The sequence below is a fragment of the Arenibacter hampyeongensis genome (assembly GCF_002909255.1).
Taxonomy (GTDB): Bacteria; Bacteroidota; Bacteroidia; order Flavobacteriales; family Flavobacteriaceae; genus Arenibacter; species Arenibacter hampyeongensis.
The window spans coordinates 511399-524973 of the sequence record NZ_PIOB01000002.1 but is presented as its reverse complement, the minus strand read 5'-3'; the positions used below and the strand labels follow the sequence as shown (position 1 = coordinate 524973).

The following is a 13575-nucleotide window of genomic DNA, read 5'->3' as shown; positions in this document are numbered from 1 at the left end:
ATAGTAAGTATAATCACGAATTGGGTTCTGATAATATGGTTAAATGATTTTATAATTGGCGAAGGGTCAATGCATTGTATAATTTTATAAAATGTTATGGTTTGGATATTTCCTGTAATAAGTGGGCTAATCTTATTCCATATGTTTAATTTTGCCGAATGCAAAAAAATCAGCAGCGACCACAGTTCGAATTTGTTGCCATAATGGCGTCCTTAATGTCCATTGTAGCCTTGGCCATTGATGCCCTTTTGCCGGCAATGTCCACAATTGGGGTAGATATCCATAGCTTGGATCCTACCGAAAATCAGAAGTTTATCACTATGATTTTTTTGGGCTTGGGCTTGGGTCAATTGGTTTTTGGGCCTTTGTCGGATAGTTTTGGCAGGAAACCAATTGTCTATATTGGCTTTATAGTATTTAGTGTGGCCAGCGTTATATGCGTTCTTGCTCCTTCTTTGGAATGGATGATATTTGGCAGAATACTACAAGGGATAGGACTTTCAGCTCCTAGGACCATTAGTATATCCATGATAAGGGATTCCTATAAGGGAGATTATATGGCAAAGATCATGTCCTTCGTTACGGCATTTTTTATTTTGGTGCCCATTGTAGCCCCCGCTTTGGGAAAGTTTTTCCTGGATCATTACGGTTGGGAGGCCATTTTTTACATGCAATTGATTGCAACTATAATGGTGGGAGTCTGGTTTTGGAGAAGGCAACCCGAAACCTTAAAACCGGAATATAAGATTAAATTTTCCAGTCAGGTTTTCGCAAATGGATTTAGAGAATTGATTCTTCACCGCGAAACCATGGCTTTTACAATAGTGTCTGGATTAATTACAGGAGCTTTTATGGTGTATTTGAGCGCGGCACAGGAAATATTTGAAGTTCAGTATGGATTGGCTGACAATTTCCCCTATATTTTTGCCGGATTGGCTATTTCTGTAGGATTGTCCACCTTGCTAAATGGTACCTTGGTGGTTAAATTGGGAATGAGAAGATTGGCTTGGATTGCTTTAACATTGTTTTGTACAAATTCAATTGTCTATGTAGCCTTGTTCTGGAACGCCCAAAATCCGAGTTTGTCTGTGTTGATTACCTTCCTGGCCCTGCAATTTTTTACAATAGGTTTTATATTTGGAAACCTTAGGGCCATTGCAATGGAGCCTATCGGCCACATAGCCGGAATAGGGGCTGCCATTACCGGATTTATATCTACAATGATTGCCATACCCATAGCAACATATGTGGGTAGTTTTATTCATGGAACAACACTTCCACTTTTTGTGGGGTTTTCGGTTTGTGGATGTATTTCACTTGGTATTTTGATGTTGATGAGAAGAAGGATGGTTATGGCTTCCGTTTAGTATCTATGGTTGGATAAACTGAATAATGGTGGACGGTTTACTTATTACAGGCAATTATAAAAAAGCAATATTCAAATTTGATTACTTTTTAGGGTGCCCATGCGTATAAAGATGGGGAAAGTTATTTGTTGCCTTGTTGTATTCCATATAGGAGCTAAATCCATGATAAGTTGTTCTACAGGATTGTCGCCTTTATTCTTGTCTTTATAATTTTGTACACTTGACCAGGAATTAAAATAACCCTTTAACTGGTCAATTGTCCATTTGGCTTCTATTTTAAAGTTTTCCTTGATGTCCACTTCATTAAAATTAAATAGTATGGTACTGTAGTTGTTATCTATGTGACCCCTTTCCTTGTCCCAATATGTCCCTATGATGTGTTGATAAAAATGATTCACAAGGGCATCTATTTCTGGATTTATTTTTAGAAGTCCATAGCCCCAAATAGCGATAATACCATTGGGCCTTAAGACTCGGTTAACTTCCATATTGAAGCTGGGAAGATCAAACCAATGTGCAGCTTGGGCCACTGTGATCAAATCAAAATACTGTTCTGGAAATGTAGTCCGTTCGGCTCTTTGAACACTATACTGTATGTTTGGTTTAAGAATGGCATTTTTTATTTGTTGCTGGCTTATGTCGGTGGCAAAAACCTGATCGAAGGATTTGGATAGCACCGCCGCCACCTGGCCGTTACCTGTGCCACAGTCCCAACAACTATGCATGGCATCACAGAAGGAATATATATACTTATACAAAGCCTCTGGGTAGCTTGGCCTAAAGTCTTTATAAGTTTTTGATTGAATGGAAAAACGGTCCATGGCTTTTTTCATATTACAAAAGTAAGAATGAAAAAATACTTTTAAAATATATCCAACTGCGGATCGGCCTAATTCACTTTTCATAGTCCTAGAAATTGGGCGGCAATGTTAAACCCAAATAATTATAAAATTCCGAATATTGGACAAAAGGAAGGGTGATATACTCCAATTTTGGATTACCGAATAAGATCAATTTCTTATTTTAAAGGCCTATAATTAAAAATGGGAGCACTTGGAACTGTAAGTATATACTTACGTCAATCGATGAAATGCAATTTTTTATCGTCAAAGTGATTTTGGAGCCCGTTACGTTCGTCGAGATTTTTTTGCACTTTATCCGGATTTTCTCCGCTTAACGAGAAACAGTGCTTTTCGTCGAAACAGAACCTAGAAAAATACACTTGTCCCAGTTATATATATAACAAAACGCAAGTCATGAAAACCATTTTAACTTTAATCTTTGTTCTTTTTATCGGAGTAGCTGCACAAGCTCAAAACGATGCTGCCGAAGTTAAGGTTGAAACTGTTACCATGAGTATTGTAACTGCTACGGCAAAACAAGAAGTTGCTTTTAAAGGTAACAACGCTGTTGCCCGTTTGTACATGTTCAAAAATTCTAAGGTAACCAAAGAATTGTCTTTCACTACCAAATTGAATAAAGCGAAATTGGCTTAATCTTCAGCCTAAGCATCATTAGCAATTAAATACAGAATTTCCCAAACCTTTGGTGCCTCTATTGAACTTTGGCCATTGGATAATATTTTTTACGTAACCCAAAGGCTACGCGTACCAATAGAATTAAGGCAGGTACTTCCACTAAGGGCCCAATGACTCCGGCAAATGCCTGACCAGAATCCAAACCAAAAACAGCAATGGCTACCGCTATGGCCAATTCAAAATTGTTTCCTGCAGCCGTAAATGCAACGGAAGCCGTTTTGTCGTATTCCGCTCCCATGGCTCTGGTAAGGAAAAAACCTATGATAAACATCAGTGTAAAATAGATCAACAAGGGAACTGCTATAATTAATACGTCCATTGGTATCTCCACTATCAATTCGCCTTTTAAGGAAAACATGACTACTATCGTAAACAAAAGCGCAATCAAAGTTATGGGCGATATGTACGGGATAAATGTGTTGGAGTACCATTCTTCCCCTTTTAGCTGCACCAAAATCAATCTACTTAAAAATCCCAATGCAAACGGTATTCCCAAATAAATGGCTACACTTTCCGCAATGGTGGCAATAGAAATATCTACGATGGCACCGTCAAATCCGAAATAAGGTGGAAGTATAGTTATAAAGATCCAGGCATAAAAACTGTAGGCAAATACCTGAAAAATGCTGTTCAGGGCTACCAGACCGGCACCGTACTCGCTGTTTCCTTCCGCTAGGTCGTTCCAAACAAGTACCATGGCAATGCATCGTGCCAAACCAATTAGGATTAATCCAACCATATATTCCGGATAGTCCCTTAGAAAAGTAATGGCCAGGGCAAACATTAAAATTGGTCCAACAATCCAATTCAGTATTAGGGAAATGGATAAAATCTTGGTGTTTTTAAAAACCTTGGGCAAAAGTGAGTAGTCTACCTTTGCCAAAGGGGGATACATCATTAGGATGAGTCCAATGGCAATGGGTATGTTGGTTGCTCCACTACTAAAACCATCGATGATTTTGGGAAAGGCAGGTACAAAATAGCCTATACCAACGCCCAAAGCCATTGCCAAAAAAATCCATAAGGTAAGATAACTGTCCAGGAAGCTTAATTTTTTGATTTGGGCCATAAATTATGATTTTATTTGGGCAAATACGTATCGTAATTCTGTTGCAATTTGAAGGCTTCTTTCCCGATATTTTTCAGTCTGCTGCGGGGTATTGTCATACACCTTAGGATCCTCAAAAGTTATTGGGATACGCTTTTCGGCACCAGCTATGAACGGACAACCCCCATCGGCCTGTGAACAGGTCATAACCGCTGCAAATTCCGATTTAGGGTTAAAGTCAGCATCCAACTTCTTTGAAAAACCGATTACGGCGGGTTCATTCTCGGCATATTTTATGCTGTAAATAGGATTTTTCCCTTCCGAAATTGTTTCTATTTGGAATCCAGTATTTTTTAGGGTTTCTGCCACCATTGGAAATAAGGCAGTGGATTCTGTTCCGCCCGAGTAGCACTGTACATTCTTTACGTTAAAATAGAACGCCATTGTTTGCCCCCAAACTTGGGATAAGTGACTCCTTCTGGAGTTATGGGTGCAAATAAAATTAATTCTTATGAGTTCTTGGGTATCTGTTTTGGCCTGTATATATTCGGCAAGGGGCTGCAAAATTTCTTTACGTTCCTCGCTTATATTATCAATACTTAGTTTAGCGATAGCCTGATCTATTTGGTCAAAGATCTTAGTTTTTACGGGTGTCATTGTATAAGATTTATAGTGCGGTTATATGGTTTAACAGCATCCGGAGTTGGGAGTGCAACTATCTGCCGAAGTCTCTTGTAATTGGGATAATTTTATTCTTGGTTTTTCTGTCGGAATCCCACAGTTGTCCTTGGCCAAACAATCTGTATGCCTGGTGGCCAAAAGAAAGTTGGTGCCGTCAAAGTCCAATCCAAATTTTTGAATGGTTTCTCCTTGGTATTCTACTTCAATTTCCAAATCTCCAATTTCCAATACCTTTTCCGATAGTTCTATGATATGGACCAATTTCTCTGGATGTAGTCGGTGGTCATAGTCAATGGAATCCCATAACTGAAAATTTACAACTTCCTCTTTACGAACCGTTCCGCCACAGTCTATAAAGTTCTTGGTGATTTTACCTACTTCAGTAACGTGAAAATGATTGGGCACTAGTTTACCATTTGGCAATTGGAATGCAATGGTATCCAAAGTTCCTAAAATTGTTTTTACTTGTGATAGTTTCATTTTGTTATATGTTTATTGCGATTATGCGATTAATGAATTCAAATTTTTTAGCAGCAATCTCCGAGTTTGGTTATGTCCAGATTTAGAAATTGTTTTATAATCTCTTTCATTTCCAGCCATTTTTCAGTGTTTATACAATAGCAGACGCTGGTTCCCTCAACACTACCCTTGATGAGTCCCAAGAGTTTCAATTCTTTTAAATGTTGTGAAATGGTAGGTTGGGCCAATCCAATTTCATTCACAAGATCACCACATACACAGGTATCTATTTTAAAAAGATGCTGTAGAATAGCCACTCGGGCCGGATGCCCAAAAGCTTTGGCAAAAATGGCAATTTGGTTTTGTTGATCTGAAAATATTTCTGTTTTAGCTAACCCCATAATTCTTTAATTTGTATATCGCAATATTACGATGAATATTTATTCTAACCAATGATTTTTACTTTTTTCTTTTAATTAGTCCCTTTGGTGTGGATTTTTTCTACTTATGAGGACCGTATGTTTCTCTATTGGGGAGGCCGTTCCCTCGTAATTTATGTAGTAAACCTCAGGTTCTTCAAATGAATATAGAGTAAGATTTTTTTTTAATGTGTCCAATTTGTGGAAATGGAAATAGACCCTGTCTCCATTGCTACCCACTTTAAAGTCCGATTTATTGGGGTCACCCTCTACAAAACTTAAATAGAGTAATCCATTGTTCGATAACAATCTTTGGGAATCGGCAATTAATTGAGTACAATCTGCCGGTGAAAGAAAGGGCAGGCAAAAACCACAGACTATTCCATCGTATAGGGTGTTTAGTTCGCGGATCTGTCTGCAGTCCAAAATCTTGAATGTGGCAGTTGGATTGTTCTTTTCGGCTAGTTTTATCATATTTGGCGCAACGTCTATCCCCAGTATGTTAAAGTCGGGCCTTTTGGATAAAAGATATCTCGTAATGTTTCCTGGACCACAACCTATGTCCAAAATTCGGGCATTTTTTGTTGATATCGATTTACAAATAAGATCATAACTTTTATCGTACAAGTCCAGGTCCATAAACTTGTCTTGGTATAAGGATGCTATTTTGTTCCAAGTCTCGAATGTTTCCTTATAGCGGTCCAATGGGGTATTTCATTTTTAAATGACGATTAATAGATATAAATATCGGGAATTATCTTCTAAGCAGGACTGAAGTATTTTATCATTTTTTTATTTTAAGTGTAGAAGATTATTAATTGGAGGAGCTGAAGTGGTAAGTAAACACTCGCAAAGATCGATGAAATGCAATTTTTTGACGCTAAAGTGGTTTTGACGCCCGTTACGTTCATCGGGATTTTTTTGCACTTTATCAGGATTTTCTCCGCTTAACGAGAATCAGTGTTTTTCGTCGAATCAGAACCTGTAAAAATACACTTGCCTCAGTTATATATATAACAAAACGCAAGTCATGAAAACCATTTTAACTTTAATCTTTGTTCTTTTTATCGGAGTAGCTGCACAAGCTCAAAACGATGCTGCCGAAGTTAAGGTTGAAACTGTTACCATGAGTATTGTAACTGCTACGGCAAAACAAGAAGTTGCTTTTAAAGGTAACAACGCTGTTGCCCGTTTGTACATGTTCAAAAATTCTAAGGTAATCAAAGAATTGTCTTTCACTACCAAATTGAATAAAGCTAAATTGACTTAATACTTAATAAAACAAAACACTTTGATATTAATTGCACTTCTAGTCCCCATTTGCATCTGTCTGAATTATATGGTAGTCTTTCCCAAACCAACTGAAAATACAAGCGCTTTGAACAAGCGGGTGAATCTGGACAAATAATTCCAACTCACATAGGTTATATTCAATCGTTTAAGATTTATAATTTGTCCGGGAGCGTTTCAAATTCCTTTTTTTTGTTTTCGAACCATTTGGTCATGGCATCTTTTGATTTCATGAGTTCCTGCATTTTATTCATGGCCGCCATGTGCTCTTTGTCGCCGGCCTGAAACATTTGCATGCCATGCTTTTTGCTTTGTTCTGCCATTTCTTCAAACGTATTGGCGTGAAATTGCATGTTACAGGCACCTCCCAATTGTTTACATGTCATTGTTTTCATATCGATTGTTTAAGATAAGTTTATCCAGAAGGCCACTGTCTCGGAGATGGTTCCTGTTAACACTTAGTTTTATCTAAATAGTAGGCTGAGGTTACAAGTTAATGAAAAAGCTTCAAACTAGTATCGGGGATTTTGAGCCCTTCTGTTATTCGAGGTCTTTATTTATCTGTGTTTTTTAAATGAGGATAGATTAATAAAAGTCAATATTAGTTAGAATAGCGTTAAGTAAGGAGGTTTACCTTAAAAAGCAAAACTCCTGCAAATATATTGGGATGGAAATGTACATAGAGTGCCACCATCATAGTGGTGATGAGGGCATGTCCTGCAATAAATTATGTGCCATCTGGCTGCATAGTTTTTTTCCTTGCATGGCAGCCTTTTTACAAAATCACCTATTATTACTCAATTCCAATTTCTCAAAATGTCTTTAAATCGGTTGCTATGATTGCACAAAAGCAGGTTCTAATTTTTTTTAAAAATAGTAGTGGCATTGTGCCCGCCAAATCCAAAGGTGTTGCTCATGGCCACATTTACAGGATGTTCAATGGCCTCCTGAAGTACTATAGGCATGGATGCGGGAATACTGGAATCGATCTTTGTGGTGTTAATAGTTGGTGGTATTATATTGTATTGAATCGCCTTTATGGATAAAATTGCTTCTATTGCACCTGCCGCACCCAATAAATGCCCGGTCATGGATTTTGTAGCACTTATTTTCAGGTTGTTAAACTCGTTGTTGAAGGTTTTTGCCACAGCCTTTATTTCACTTAAGTCACCAACAGGGGTAGAGGTAGTGTGGGTGTTTAAATAATTGATCTCTCCCGAATTAAGTTTTGCTTCCTGCATAGCCAATTGCATAGCTTTTATAGCACCGATACCTTCCGGATGTGTGGCTGAAATGTGGTAGGCATCATCGGTCATAGCGGCTCCTACTATTTCGGCGTAAATTTTTGCACCGCGTTTTTTGGCATGTTCAAATTCTTCTAGAATCAAGGCGCCGGCTCCTTCGCCCATAACAAATCCGTCCCGATCTTCATCAAATGGTCTTGACGCCCCTTGAGGATCATCATTTCTGGTAGACAAAGCCTTCATAGCGCTGAAGCCACCAATAGAGGCCTCGGTTATAGGAGCTTCCGAACCCCCTGTAACCATAACTTTGGCCTTGTTTAATCGAATATAGTTAAATGCATCCATAATGGCAGAACTTGAAGATGCACAGGCCGAAACCGCTGTATAATTAATTCCCATTAATCCAAATTTCATGGCAATCATTCCCGAGGCCATATTAGCAAGAAGTTTGGGTATAAAAAAGGGATTGAAGCGAGGATTCATACCACCCTGGGTATAATTCTTCACTTCATCCTCAAAGGTTTTCATACCGCCCTGACCAGTTCCCCAAATTACTCCAATATCAAAAGGGGAAATTGTATCCAAGTTTAAACCACTATCACCGAAAGCTTCTGTTACGGAACAGAGTGCATACTGGGTAAAGGGATCACTCCTTTTTATTTCGTTACGATCAAGATATTTCTCGGGGGCGAAATTCTTTAATTCACCGGCGAAGGTCGTTTTAAACAAAGAAGAATCGAACTTAGTGATTTTTGAGAATCCATTTTTGCCTTTTATGGCACTTTCCCAAAATTCATCAACCGAATTTCCAATTGGAGTCAAGGCTCCCAGTCCTGTAATCACTACTCTTTTCATATAGTTTTTTTATGGTTATTACCCAATTGCCATTGGTATTTACCTTTCTTCAAGCAACTCTGTTAACACTTGTTTGTAGACATCAACGGGTTGAGCTCCGGTAAGTGCACTTTTCTTATTGAATACCATTGTAGGTACCGAGGAAACCCCAAGACCTTGCCAGTAGGTTTCTTTTGACTGCACCTGATTACGGGCATCGTCACTATCCAGTCTAACTATGGCCTCGTCCGCATTAAGCCCCACTACTTCTAGTTCTTGAAGAAGTACGTCCCTGTTGGAAACATCTTTTCGTTCGCTAAAAAAAGCGGCTACAAGACGCATTTTTAGTTCGGTCTGTTTGTTGTTTTCCTTTGCGTATTCTAATAAAATATGCGCATCCCTGGTGTTTACTATCTTCATTTTATCAAAGTAATCGAAGGTAAATCCCAGTTCTGCCCCTGCCTCGGCCATATATTCCTGTGAACGCTTTTGGTCTTCCAAACCAGAACCATATTTTTCTGTAAGATGTTCCTGTACGTTCTGACCCTCTTTTGGCATATTTGGATTTAGTTCAAAAGGCTGCCATTCCAACTCTATTCTATCTTCTATTCCTAATTCGGCAATTGCTTTTTCCAGACGTTTATAACCTATGGTACACCATGGGCAGACTATATCGGATACAATATCCAGTTTAATTTTATCGACCATAATTCTATTCTTTAATGTGTAATCTATATTATATTGGGAAAATCCAAATTTAAACTCCTTTTCCATTGCAATAATAGTTCAGATTTATTAAACCTCACTAATTTGAACTACTGGCCTTACCTTTGTGAAATTGGGTAGATCGGCCAGGATCTTTTCGGCATATGCTCCAAAGGACTGTTGAAATAACGCCAAGGATTCTAAAGTAAGGTTGGCAAAGACTACATATGTTGCACGCTGCTCAGGACTGGCTCCGCTAAGTCCTAAATTCATATCGGAGGCCTTTACCGCATCGGCCAAAAGCAATGAAAGTAACTGACCATGTTTAGTGGTATAATATTTTTTAGCGAATTTTAAATCCTTGGTATTCGAATATGTTGCTGTTAATTTAATCATGTATGTTTAAATTTCATAAACTAATTGAAATTATTAAATCTATTCTTTCGTAATATATAAACCTTCCGATTAAACGGAAGGCTTGGAGCTATGAATACATGGTCTTATATCCCAACAGTCTCTTTTTTCCATTCAAAACTCTTGAAAGCGGGATCTATTGTTGTATTTGCAATATGGTTCGTATAGTTACTGATCACTTTTTGTGATAAACCCAATATAATTTCCAAAACGTGTCTTTGTTCGTACCCTGCTGCATAGAATGTTTCCAAGTTTTCTTGAGTTACGTTTCCTCGATTGCGAACTATTGTTAATGTCATGGTGCGTAAAGCCTCTAATTTTGTGTTTTCAAGTGCTGTTTCGTTACGTAATGCTTCGGTTATACTATTATCTACCTTCATCATTCTTGCTATTCCTGTATGTGCAGGTACACAATAGTGGCATGCGTGTTCAACGTTTATGGATTGCCACACTACGGTTAATTCCTCTTCGTTAAAAGATGTGTTTACAAATAATTCATGGAGTTTTTGATAAGCATCCAGCACTTCTGGAGCTCCAGCCAATACACCGTGTAGTCCAGGTATCATACCGTAAGCTTTTTGGGATTTTTTCAATAATGGTTTGCTGGCTTCAGGAGCAGATTCCATGTTGTACACTTTTAATGTTGTCATAATTTCAAATTTTAATTGTTGCACTTGTTGTAAAATAACTAAACAATCGTTTAGTTATTGATTAAAAAAAATGTTTAAAGATTTTTAAAGGTTATTTCAATATAGTCTTCAATTTCTTGGGGGCTATTAACTCTGGAGGCAGTAGCTAAACCGTGTTTGGCCAATAATAAAAAATTGGCTTGTTTCATTATGGTCTTTTCATCTTTAGTCCCATCCATACTCAATTTAGCTATCAAGAGTGTTTTAAGATTGTCCATGAAAGAAGTCATCTCACCTTTTACCAATTCATCTTCAGTTTCTGAAAACTCATTATAAGTATTGCTTATTAAACAACCTTTTTGATTTCCATCTTGATGACATATATTTATGGATTCATAAAAAAATTCCTTAATGCCCTCAACACCATTGGTTGAGTTTTTAAATTTTTCAAAAATTCCATTAACCTTTTTTTTGTAGCTTTTTAGGCTTTCCAAAAAAACACCATGCTTACTTCCAAAACTGGAATAGATGGAAAACTTGTTAATGCCCATTTCTTGTTCAAGCATTTGCATGGAGGTGGATTCGTAGCCTTTACGCCAAAATAAAAGCATGGCTTTTTCAATAACCTCTTCTTCTAAGTATGCCTTCTTTCTTGCCATAATTCCTAACTACGGAACAAAACTAAACAATCGTTTAGGTATAATGGAATATTTTAACATTTTTTTAAATTGAGTGGGGTGGATTGGTAATAGTAGGGCAATACATATTGTAACCTGTAGAGGACAGTTCATGCATAATATGTTTTTCAAAGTTCGTATTTGCTCCAATTGACTCAGAAACATATGGATTATTGGGATTGGCAGTTAGTGATAAACGATTAAATACTTGTTTTATCGCTAAAGGGATTATGGGCCCAGTTGCGTTTATCGGCATTTTTTTACACTTCAACAGACATTTTTCAGCTCAACGAGAAACCTTGTTTTTCAACGAATCATAACCTATAAAAATACACTTGCCCAAGTTATATATATAACAAAACGCAAGTCATGAAAACCATATTAACTTTAATCTTTGTTCTTTTTATCGGCCTGGCTGCTCAAGCTCAAAAGGGTAATAAGGTAGAAAAAGTTGAGATCGTTACCATGAGTATCGTTACAGAAGTTACCGTGAAAAATGAAAACAGTGTTGCCCGTTTGTATATGTTCAAAAACTCTAGGGTAACCAAGGAATTGTCTTTCACTACCAAATTAAACAAAGCTAAATTGGCTTAATACTCAATTATTAACCGGCTGCTACAAATATGTAGTACTAAATTGGACCACTATGATGTTATTTGCTCTTTTAGTTCCCGTATTCCTTTGTCTTAGTTATATCATTGTTTTTCCGAAAACCAAAGGCGTTCTTCGTCCATTAAAAGTACCTATGGAACAGGAAAGGTTATAAGGCATCTTGCCCTGACCTAATTTATAAGGAAATAATATCGATTCTAAAATTTTTGGAAAATCGAAAAAGGGTTCTATCAAGAATCTGGAGAGATTCCACTGTAAAGCTTAGGTCTTAAATGTATGCTGTATATCGGAAAATTTCACAATGTAGTTTGTGCCTTTTTTCGACAAATCCCTATTTATGGACCCTTTTAACTGTCGGGCCAGATTATGAATAAGTTTTAGGCCTAAGGACTTGGTGTTCTTATGGCTTATGTTCTCTGGAAAGCCTTCACCATCGTCACCAATATAAAGAATGTAATCCTTACTGCTGGATTTTAGAAGTTCAATGTGAATTTCGCCTTCATCATTATCCTTTATCCCATACTTGAGGGCATTGGTGATTACCTCATTGATTAATAGACCTAAAGGTATAGCTGTATCTATCCCCAGTTTCACATCTGGAATTTTTATGCTCAAGCTTATATTGTTGTCGGTGCCCTTAAAGGATCGCAACAAATAATCACTTAATTCCTCTACATAGGACTTATATTCAATTTTTGACAGATCATGTCGCATATACAACATTTCATGTACCATGGCCATGGAAATCACCCTGTTTTGACTGCTTTTTATCAAAGTTTTAATTCTAGGCTCTTCTATACTTCTGGATTGAAGGCTAAGTAAGCTGGATACCGTCTGTAGATTGTTCTTGACCCTATGGTGTATTTCTTTTAAAAGTGTGTCTTTCTCCTTAATACGAGCCTCATTTTCGGTTCTGATTTTGTGTAGTTCGTTATGTGCCTTTAGGAGGTTTTTACCAATGACACCGCCCAAGAGGTAAACAGAGAAAAGAATACTAAAAAGGGCAAACATGTTTTTGCTTGCAACAGGGACCATGTTTTCTGTAAAATTAAATTCAGCTACACTCTGTGAATAAATTAGGATAATAATGAGAAGGTTTAAGTTTAAATATACCCTCCCGTAAACCTTTGTGCTGATATAACCGGCAAATACCACCAAGGCCAGCACAAAAATAAATGGACTGTTAATGCCTCCACTGTATATCGTAATAATGACAGAGGCAGCCAAGGCCATTACTGAAGTAAGATTATAGGTTACTGTTAGTGTTTTATGTTTGTGGAACAAAACAGTATTGACTAAATTAAGAACACCGAAAGCAATAAAAGTAGTCGGAATTATTTGGGTGATTTTGAGAAAATATATGCAGACAATACCAAAAACAATGGAGAGGACAGAGGAGATATAGTTGACCCTTAAGGTTAAGCGGATTTTGTCCTGTAGTCGGTACTGATCCTGATCGGGTATTTGCATTAAAAATTGGTTAATGGTTGTATTCTGAAGGTAAAGATAATCGTTTGAATTAAAGCATGATGAATTTTAAAGTTAAAACAATACATTTATGTGATTCTCCCCAATAAGTTACTTGTATACCCGACAGCTAAACTTTCGTCCAAAATTCCCAAGTCTATCATACTTGCACAATTAACCTTAACGTAGGA

17 protein-coding genes are annotated in these 13575 nt (G+C 37.3%); 4 read left to right on the top strand and 13 right to left on the bottom strand.

The features are described from left to right. Positions 1 to 158: 158 nt before the first annotated feature. The gene (locus CWD91_RS07110; protein ID WP_103440275.1) at positions 159 to 1367 is read left to right on the top strand and encodes a multidrug effflux MFS transporter; all 1209 of its coding nucleotides are present in this window, start codon (positions 159 to 161) and stop codon (positions 1365 to 1367) included. Positions 1368 to 1438: 71 nt separating this feature from the next. On the opposite strand, the gene CWD91_RS07105 is transcribed toward CWD91_RS07110, so the two are convergent. Next, entirely contained in the window at positions 1439 to 2200 is a 762-nt protein-coding gene (locus CWD91_RS07105) for a class I SAM-dependent methyltransferase (protein WP_157943743.1), read from the bottom strand. A gap of 423 nt (positions 2201 to 2623) precedes the next feature. Here CWD91_RS07105 and CWD91_RS07100 point away from each other — a divergent pair, with 423 nt between their 5' ends. Continuing rightward, positions 2624 to 2863 (top strand): hypothetical protein, encoded by a 240-nt coding sequence (locus tag CWD91_RS07100; RefSeq protein ID WP_103440273.1) that lies wholly within the window; start codon positions 2624 to 2626, stop codon positions 2861 to 2863. Positions 2864 to 2921: 58 nt separating this feature from the next. Here the strand turns inward: CWD91_RS07100 and arsB are convergent, their stop codons facing one another. The 5 genes from arsB to CWD91_RS07075 all read right to left on the bottom strand — a co-directional run bounded on the left by arsB (position 2922) and on the right by CWD91_RS07075 (position 6217). After that, the gene (arsB, locus tag CWD91_RS07095) at positions 2922 to 3974 is read right to left on the bottom strand and encodes an ACR3 family arsenite efflux transporter (protein ID WP_103440272.1); all 1053 of its coding nucleotides are present in this window, start codon (positions 3972 to 3974) and stop codon (positions 2922 to 2924) included. 3 nt (positions 3975 to 3977) lie between these two features. Continuing rightward, complete coding sequence (locus CWD91_RS07090) at positions 3978 to 4610, bottom strand: arsenate-mycothiol transferase ArsC (protein ID WP_103440271.1); 633 nt, start codon at positions 4608 to 4610, stop codon at positions 3978 to 3980. A gap of 30 nt (positions 4611 to 4640) precedes the next feature. Next, on the bottom strand, positions 4641 to 5114 hold the full coding sequence (locus CWD91_RS07085) for a DUF6428 family protein (protein ID WP_103440270.1): 474 nt from the start codon (positions 5112 to 5114) through the stop codon (positions 4641 to 4643). A gap of 47 nt (positions 5115 to 5161) precedes the next feature. Next, the gene (locus CWD91_RS07080) at positions 5162 to 5494 is read right to left on the bottom strand and encodes an ArsR/SmtB family transcription factor (protein WP_103440269.1); all 333 of its coding nucleotides are present in this window, start codon (positions 5492 to 5494) and stop codon (positions 5162 to 5164) included. Between the two features lie 75 nt (positions 5495 to 5569). After that, complete coding sequence (locus tag CWD91_RS07075; RefSeq protein WP_103440268.1) at positions 5570 to 6217, bottom strand: class I SAM-dependent methyltransferase; 648 nt, start codon at positions 6215 to 6217, stop codon at positions 5570 to 5572. Positions 6218 to 6542: 325 nt separating this feature from the next. Between CWD91_RS07075 and CWD91_RS07070 the strand changes: the two genes are divergently transcribed. Continuing rightward, on the top strand, positions 6543 to 6782 hold the full coding sequence (locus tag CWD91_RS07070; RefSeq protein WP_103440267.1) for a hypothetical protein: 240 nt from the start codon (positions 6543 to 6545) through the stop codon (positions 6780 to 6782). A 175-nt stretch (positions 6783 to 6957) separates the two neighbouring features. Here CWD91_RS07070 and CWD91_RS07065 read toward each other — a convergent pair whose 3' ends face one another. From CWD91_RS07065 to CWD91_RS07040, 6 genes are all read right to left on the bottom strand, one after another. Then, positions 6958 to 7197, bottom strand: coding sequence for a DUF1059 domain-containing protein (locus tag CWD91_RS07065; RefSeq protein ID WP_103440266.1), 240 nt, complete (start codon positions 7195 to 7197; stop codon positions 6958 to 6960). Positions 7198 to 7659: 462 nt separating this feature from the next. Next, entirely contained in the window at positions 7660 to 8901 is a 1242-nt protein-coding gene (gene fabF, locus CWD91_RS07060; RefSeq protein ID WP_103440265.1) for a beta-ketoacyl-ACP synthase II, read from the bottom strand. A 39-nt stretch (positions 8902 to 8940) separates the two neighbouring features. Further along, positions 8941 to 9588 (bottom strand): DsbA family oxidoreductase, encoded by a 648-nt coding sequence (locus CWD91_RS07055; RefSeq protein ID WP_103440520.1) that lies wholly within the window; start codon positions 9586 to 9588, stop codon positions 8941 to 8943. Positions 9589 to 9675: 87 nt separating this feature from the next. Next, positions 9676 to 9981 carry an EthD family reductase gene (locus tag CWD91_RS07050; protein ID WP_103440264.1) on the bottom strand — a complete coding sequence of 102 codons (306 nt, stop codon included), beginning with the start codon at positions 9979 to 9981 and terminating at the stop codon, positions 9676 to 9678. 104 nt (positions 9982 to 10085) lie between these two features. Beyond that, a complete protein-coding gene (locus CWD91_RS07045; RefSeq protein ID WP_103440263.1) occupies positions 10086 to 10649 on the bottom strand; it encodes a carboxymuconolactone decarboxylase family protein in 564 nt (187 codons plus the stop codon). A 74-nt stretch (positions 10650 to 10723) separates the two neighbouring features. Then, complete coding sequence (locus tag CWD91_RS07040; RefSeq protein ID WP_103440262.1) at positions 10724 to 11287, bottom strand: TetR/AcrR family transcriptional regulator; 564 nt, start codon at positions 11285 to 11287, stop codon at positions 10724 to 10726. 387 nt (positions 11288 to 11674) lie between these two features. Here CWD91_RS07040 and CWD91_RS07035 point away from each other — a divergent pair, with 387 nt between their 5' ends. Continuing rightward, on the top strand, positions 11675 to 11899 hold the full coding sequence (locus CWD91_RS07035) for a hypothetical protein (RefSeq protein WP_103440261.1): 225 nt from the start codon (positions 11675 to 11677) through the stop codon (positions 11897 to 11899). 279 nt (positions 11900 to 12178) lie between these two features. Here the strand turns inward: CWD91_RS07035 and CWD91_RS07030 are convergent, their stop codons facing one another. Beyond that, positions 12179 to 13387, bottom strand: coding sequence for a sensor histidine kinase (locus CWD91_RS07030; RefSeq protein ID WP_103440260.1), 1209 nt, complete (start codon positions 13385 to 13387; stop codon positions 12179 to 12181). Positions 13388 to 13575 lie beyond the last annotated feature (188 nt).

Bases quoted from the DNA above. Each gene is read 5' to 3' on its own strand.
- CWD91_RS07110 (WP_103440275.1), top strand. From the start codon at position 159: ATGCAAAAAAATCAGCAGCGACCACAGTTCGAATTTGTTGCCATAATG.
- CWD91_RS07105 (WP_157943743.1), bottom strand. From the start codon at position 2,200: ATGAAAAAAGCCATGGACCGTTTTTCCATTCAATCAAAAACTTATAAA.
- CWD91_RS07100 (WP_103440273.1), top strand. From the start codon at position 2,624: ATGAAAACCATTTTAACTTTAATCTTTGTTCTTTTTATCGGAGTAGCT.
- arsB (WP_103440272.1), bottom strand. From the start codon at position 3,974: ATGGCCCAAATCAAAAAATTAAGCTTCCTGGACAGTTATCTTACCTTA.
- CWD91_RS07090 (WP_103440271.1), bottom strand. From the start codon at position 4,610: ATGACACCCGTAAAAACTAAGATCTTTGACCAAATAGATCAGGCTATC.
- CWD91_RS07085 (WP_103440270.1), bottom strand. From the start codon at position 5,114: ATGAAACTATCACAAGTAAAAACAATTTTAGGAACTTTGGATACCATT.
- CWD91_RS07080 (WP_103440269.1), bottom strand. From the start codon at position 5,494: ATGGGGTTAGCTAAAACAGAAATATTTTCAGATCAACAAAACCAAATT.
- CWD91_RS07070 (WP_103440267.1), top strand. From the start codon at position 6,543: ATGAAAACCATTTTAACTTTAATCTTTGTTCTTTTTATCGGAGTAGCT.
- CWD91_RS07065 (WP_103440266.1), bottom strand. From the start codon at position 7,197: ATGAAAACAATGACATGTAAACAATTGGGAGGTGCCTGTAACATGCAA.
- fabF (WP_103440265.1), bottom strand. From the start codon at position 8,901: ATGAAAAGAGTAGTGATTACAGGACTGGGAGCCTTGACTCCAATTGGA.
- CWD91_RS07055 (WP_103440520.1), bottom strand. From the start codon at position 9,588: ATGGTCGATAAAATTAAACTGGATATTGTATCCGATATAGTCTGCCCA.
- CWD91_RS07050 (WP_103440264.1), bottom strand. From the start codon at position 9,981: ATGATTAAATTAACAGCAACATATTCGAATACCAAGGATTTAAAATTC.
- CWD91_RS07045 (WP_103440263.1), bottom strand. From the start codon at position 10,649: ATGACAACATTAAAAGTGTACAACATGGAATCTGCTCCTGAAGCCAGC.
- CWD91_RS07040 (WP_103440262.1), bottom strand. From the start codon at position 11,287: ATGGCAAGAAAGAAGGCATACTTAGAAGAAGAGGTTATTGAAAAAGCC.
- CWD91_RS07035 (WP_103440261.1), top strand. From the start codon at position 11,675: ATGAAAACCATATTAACTTTAATCTTTGTTCTTTTTATCGGCCTGGCT.
- CWD91_RS07030 (WP_103440260.1), bottom strand. From the start codon at position 13,387: ATGCAAATACCCGATCAGGATCAGTACCGACTACAGGACAAAATCCGC.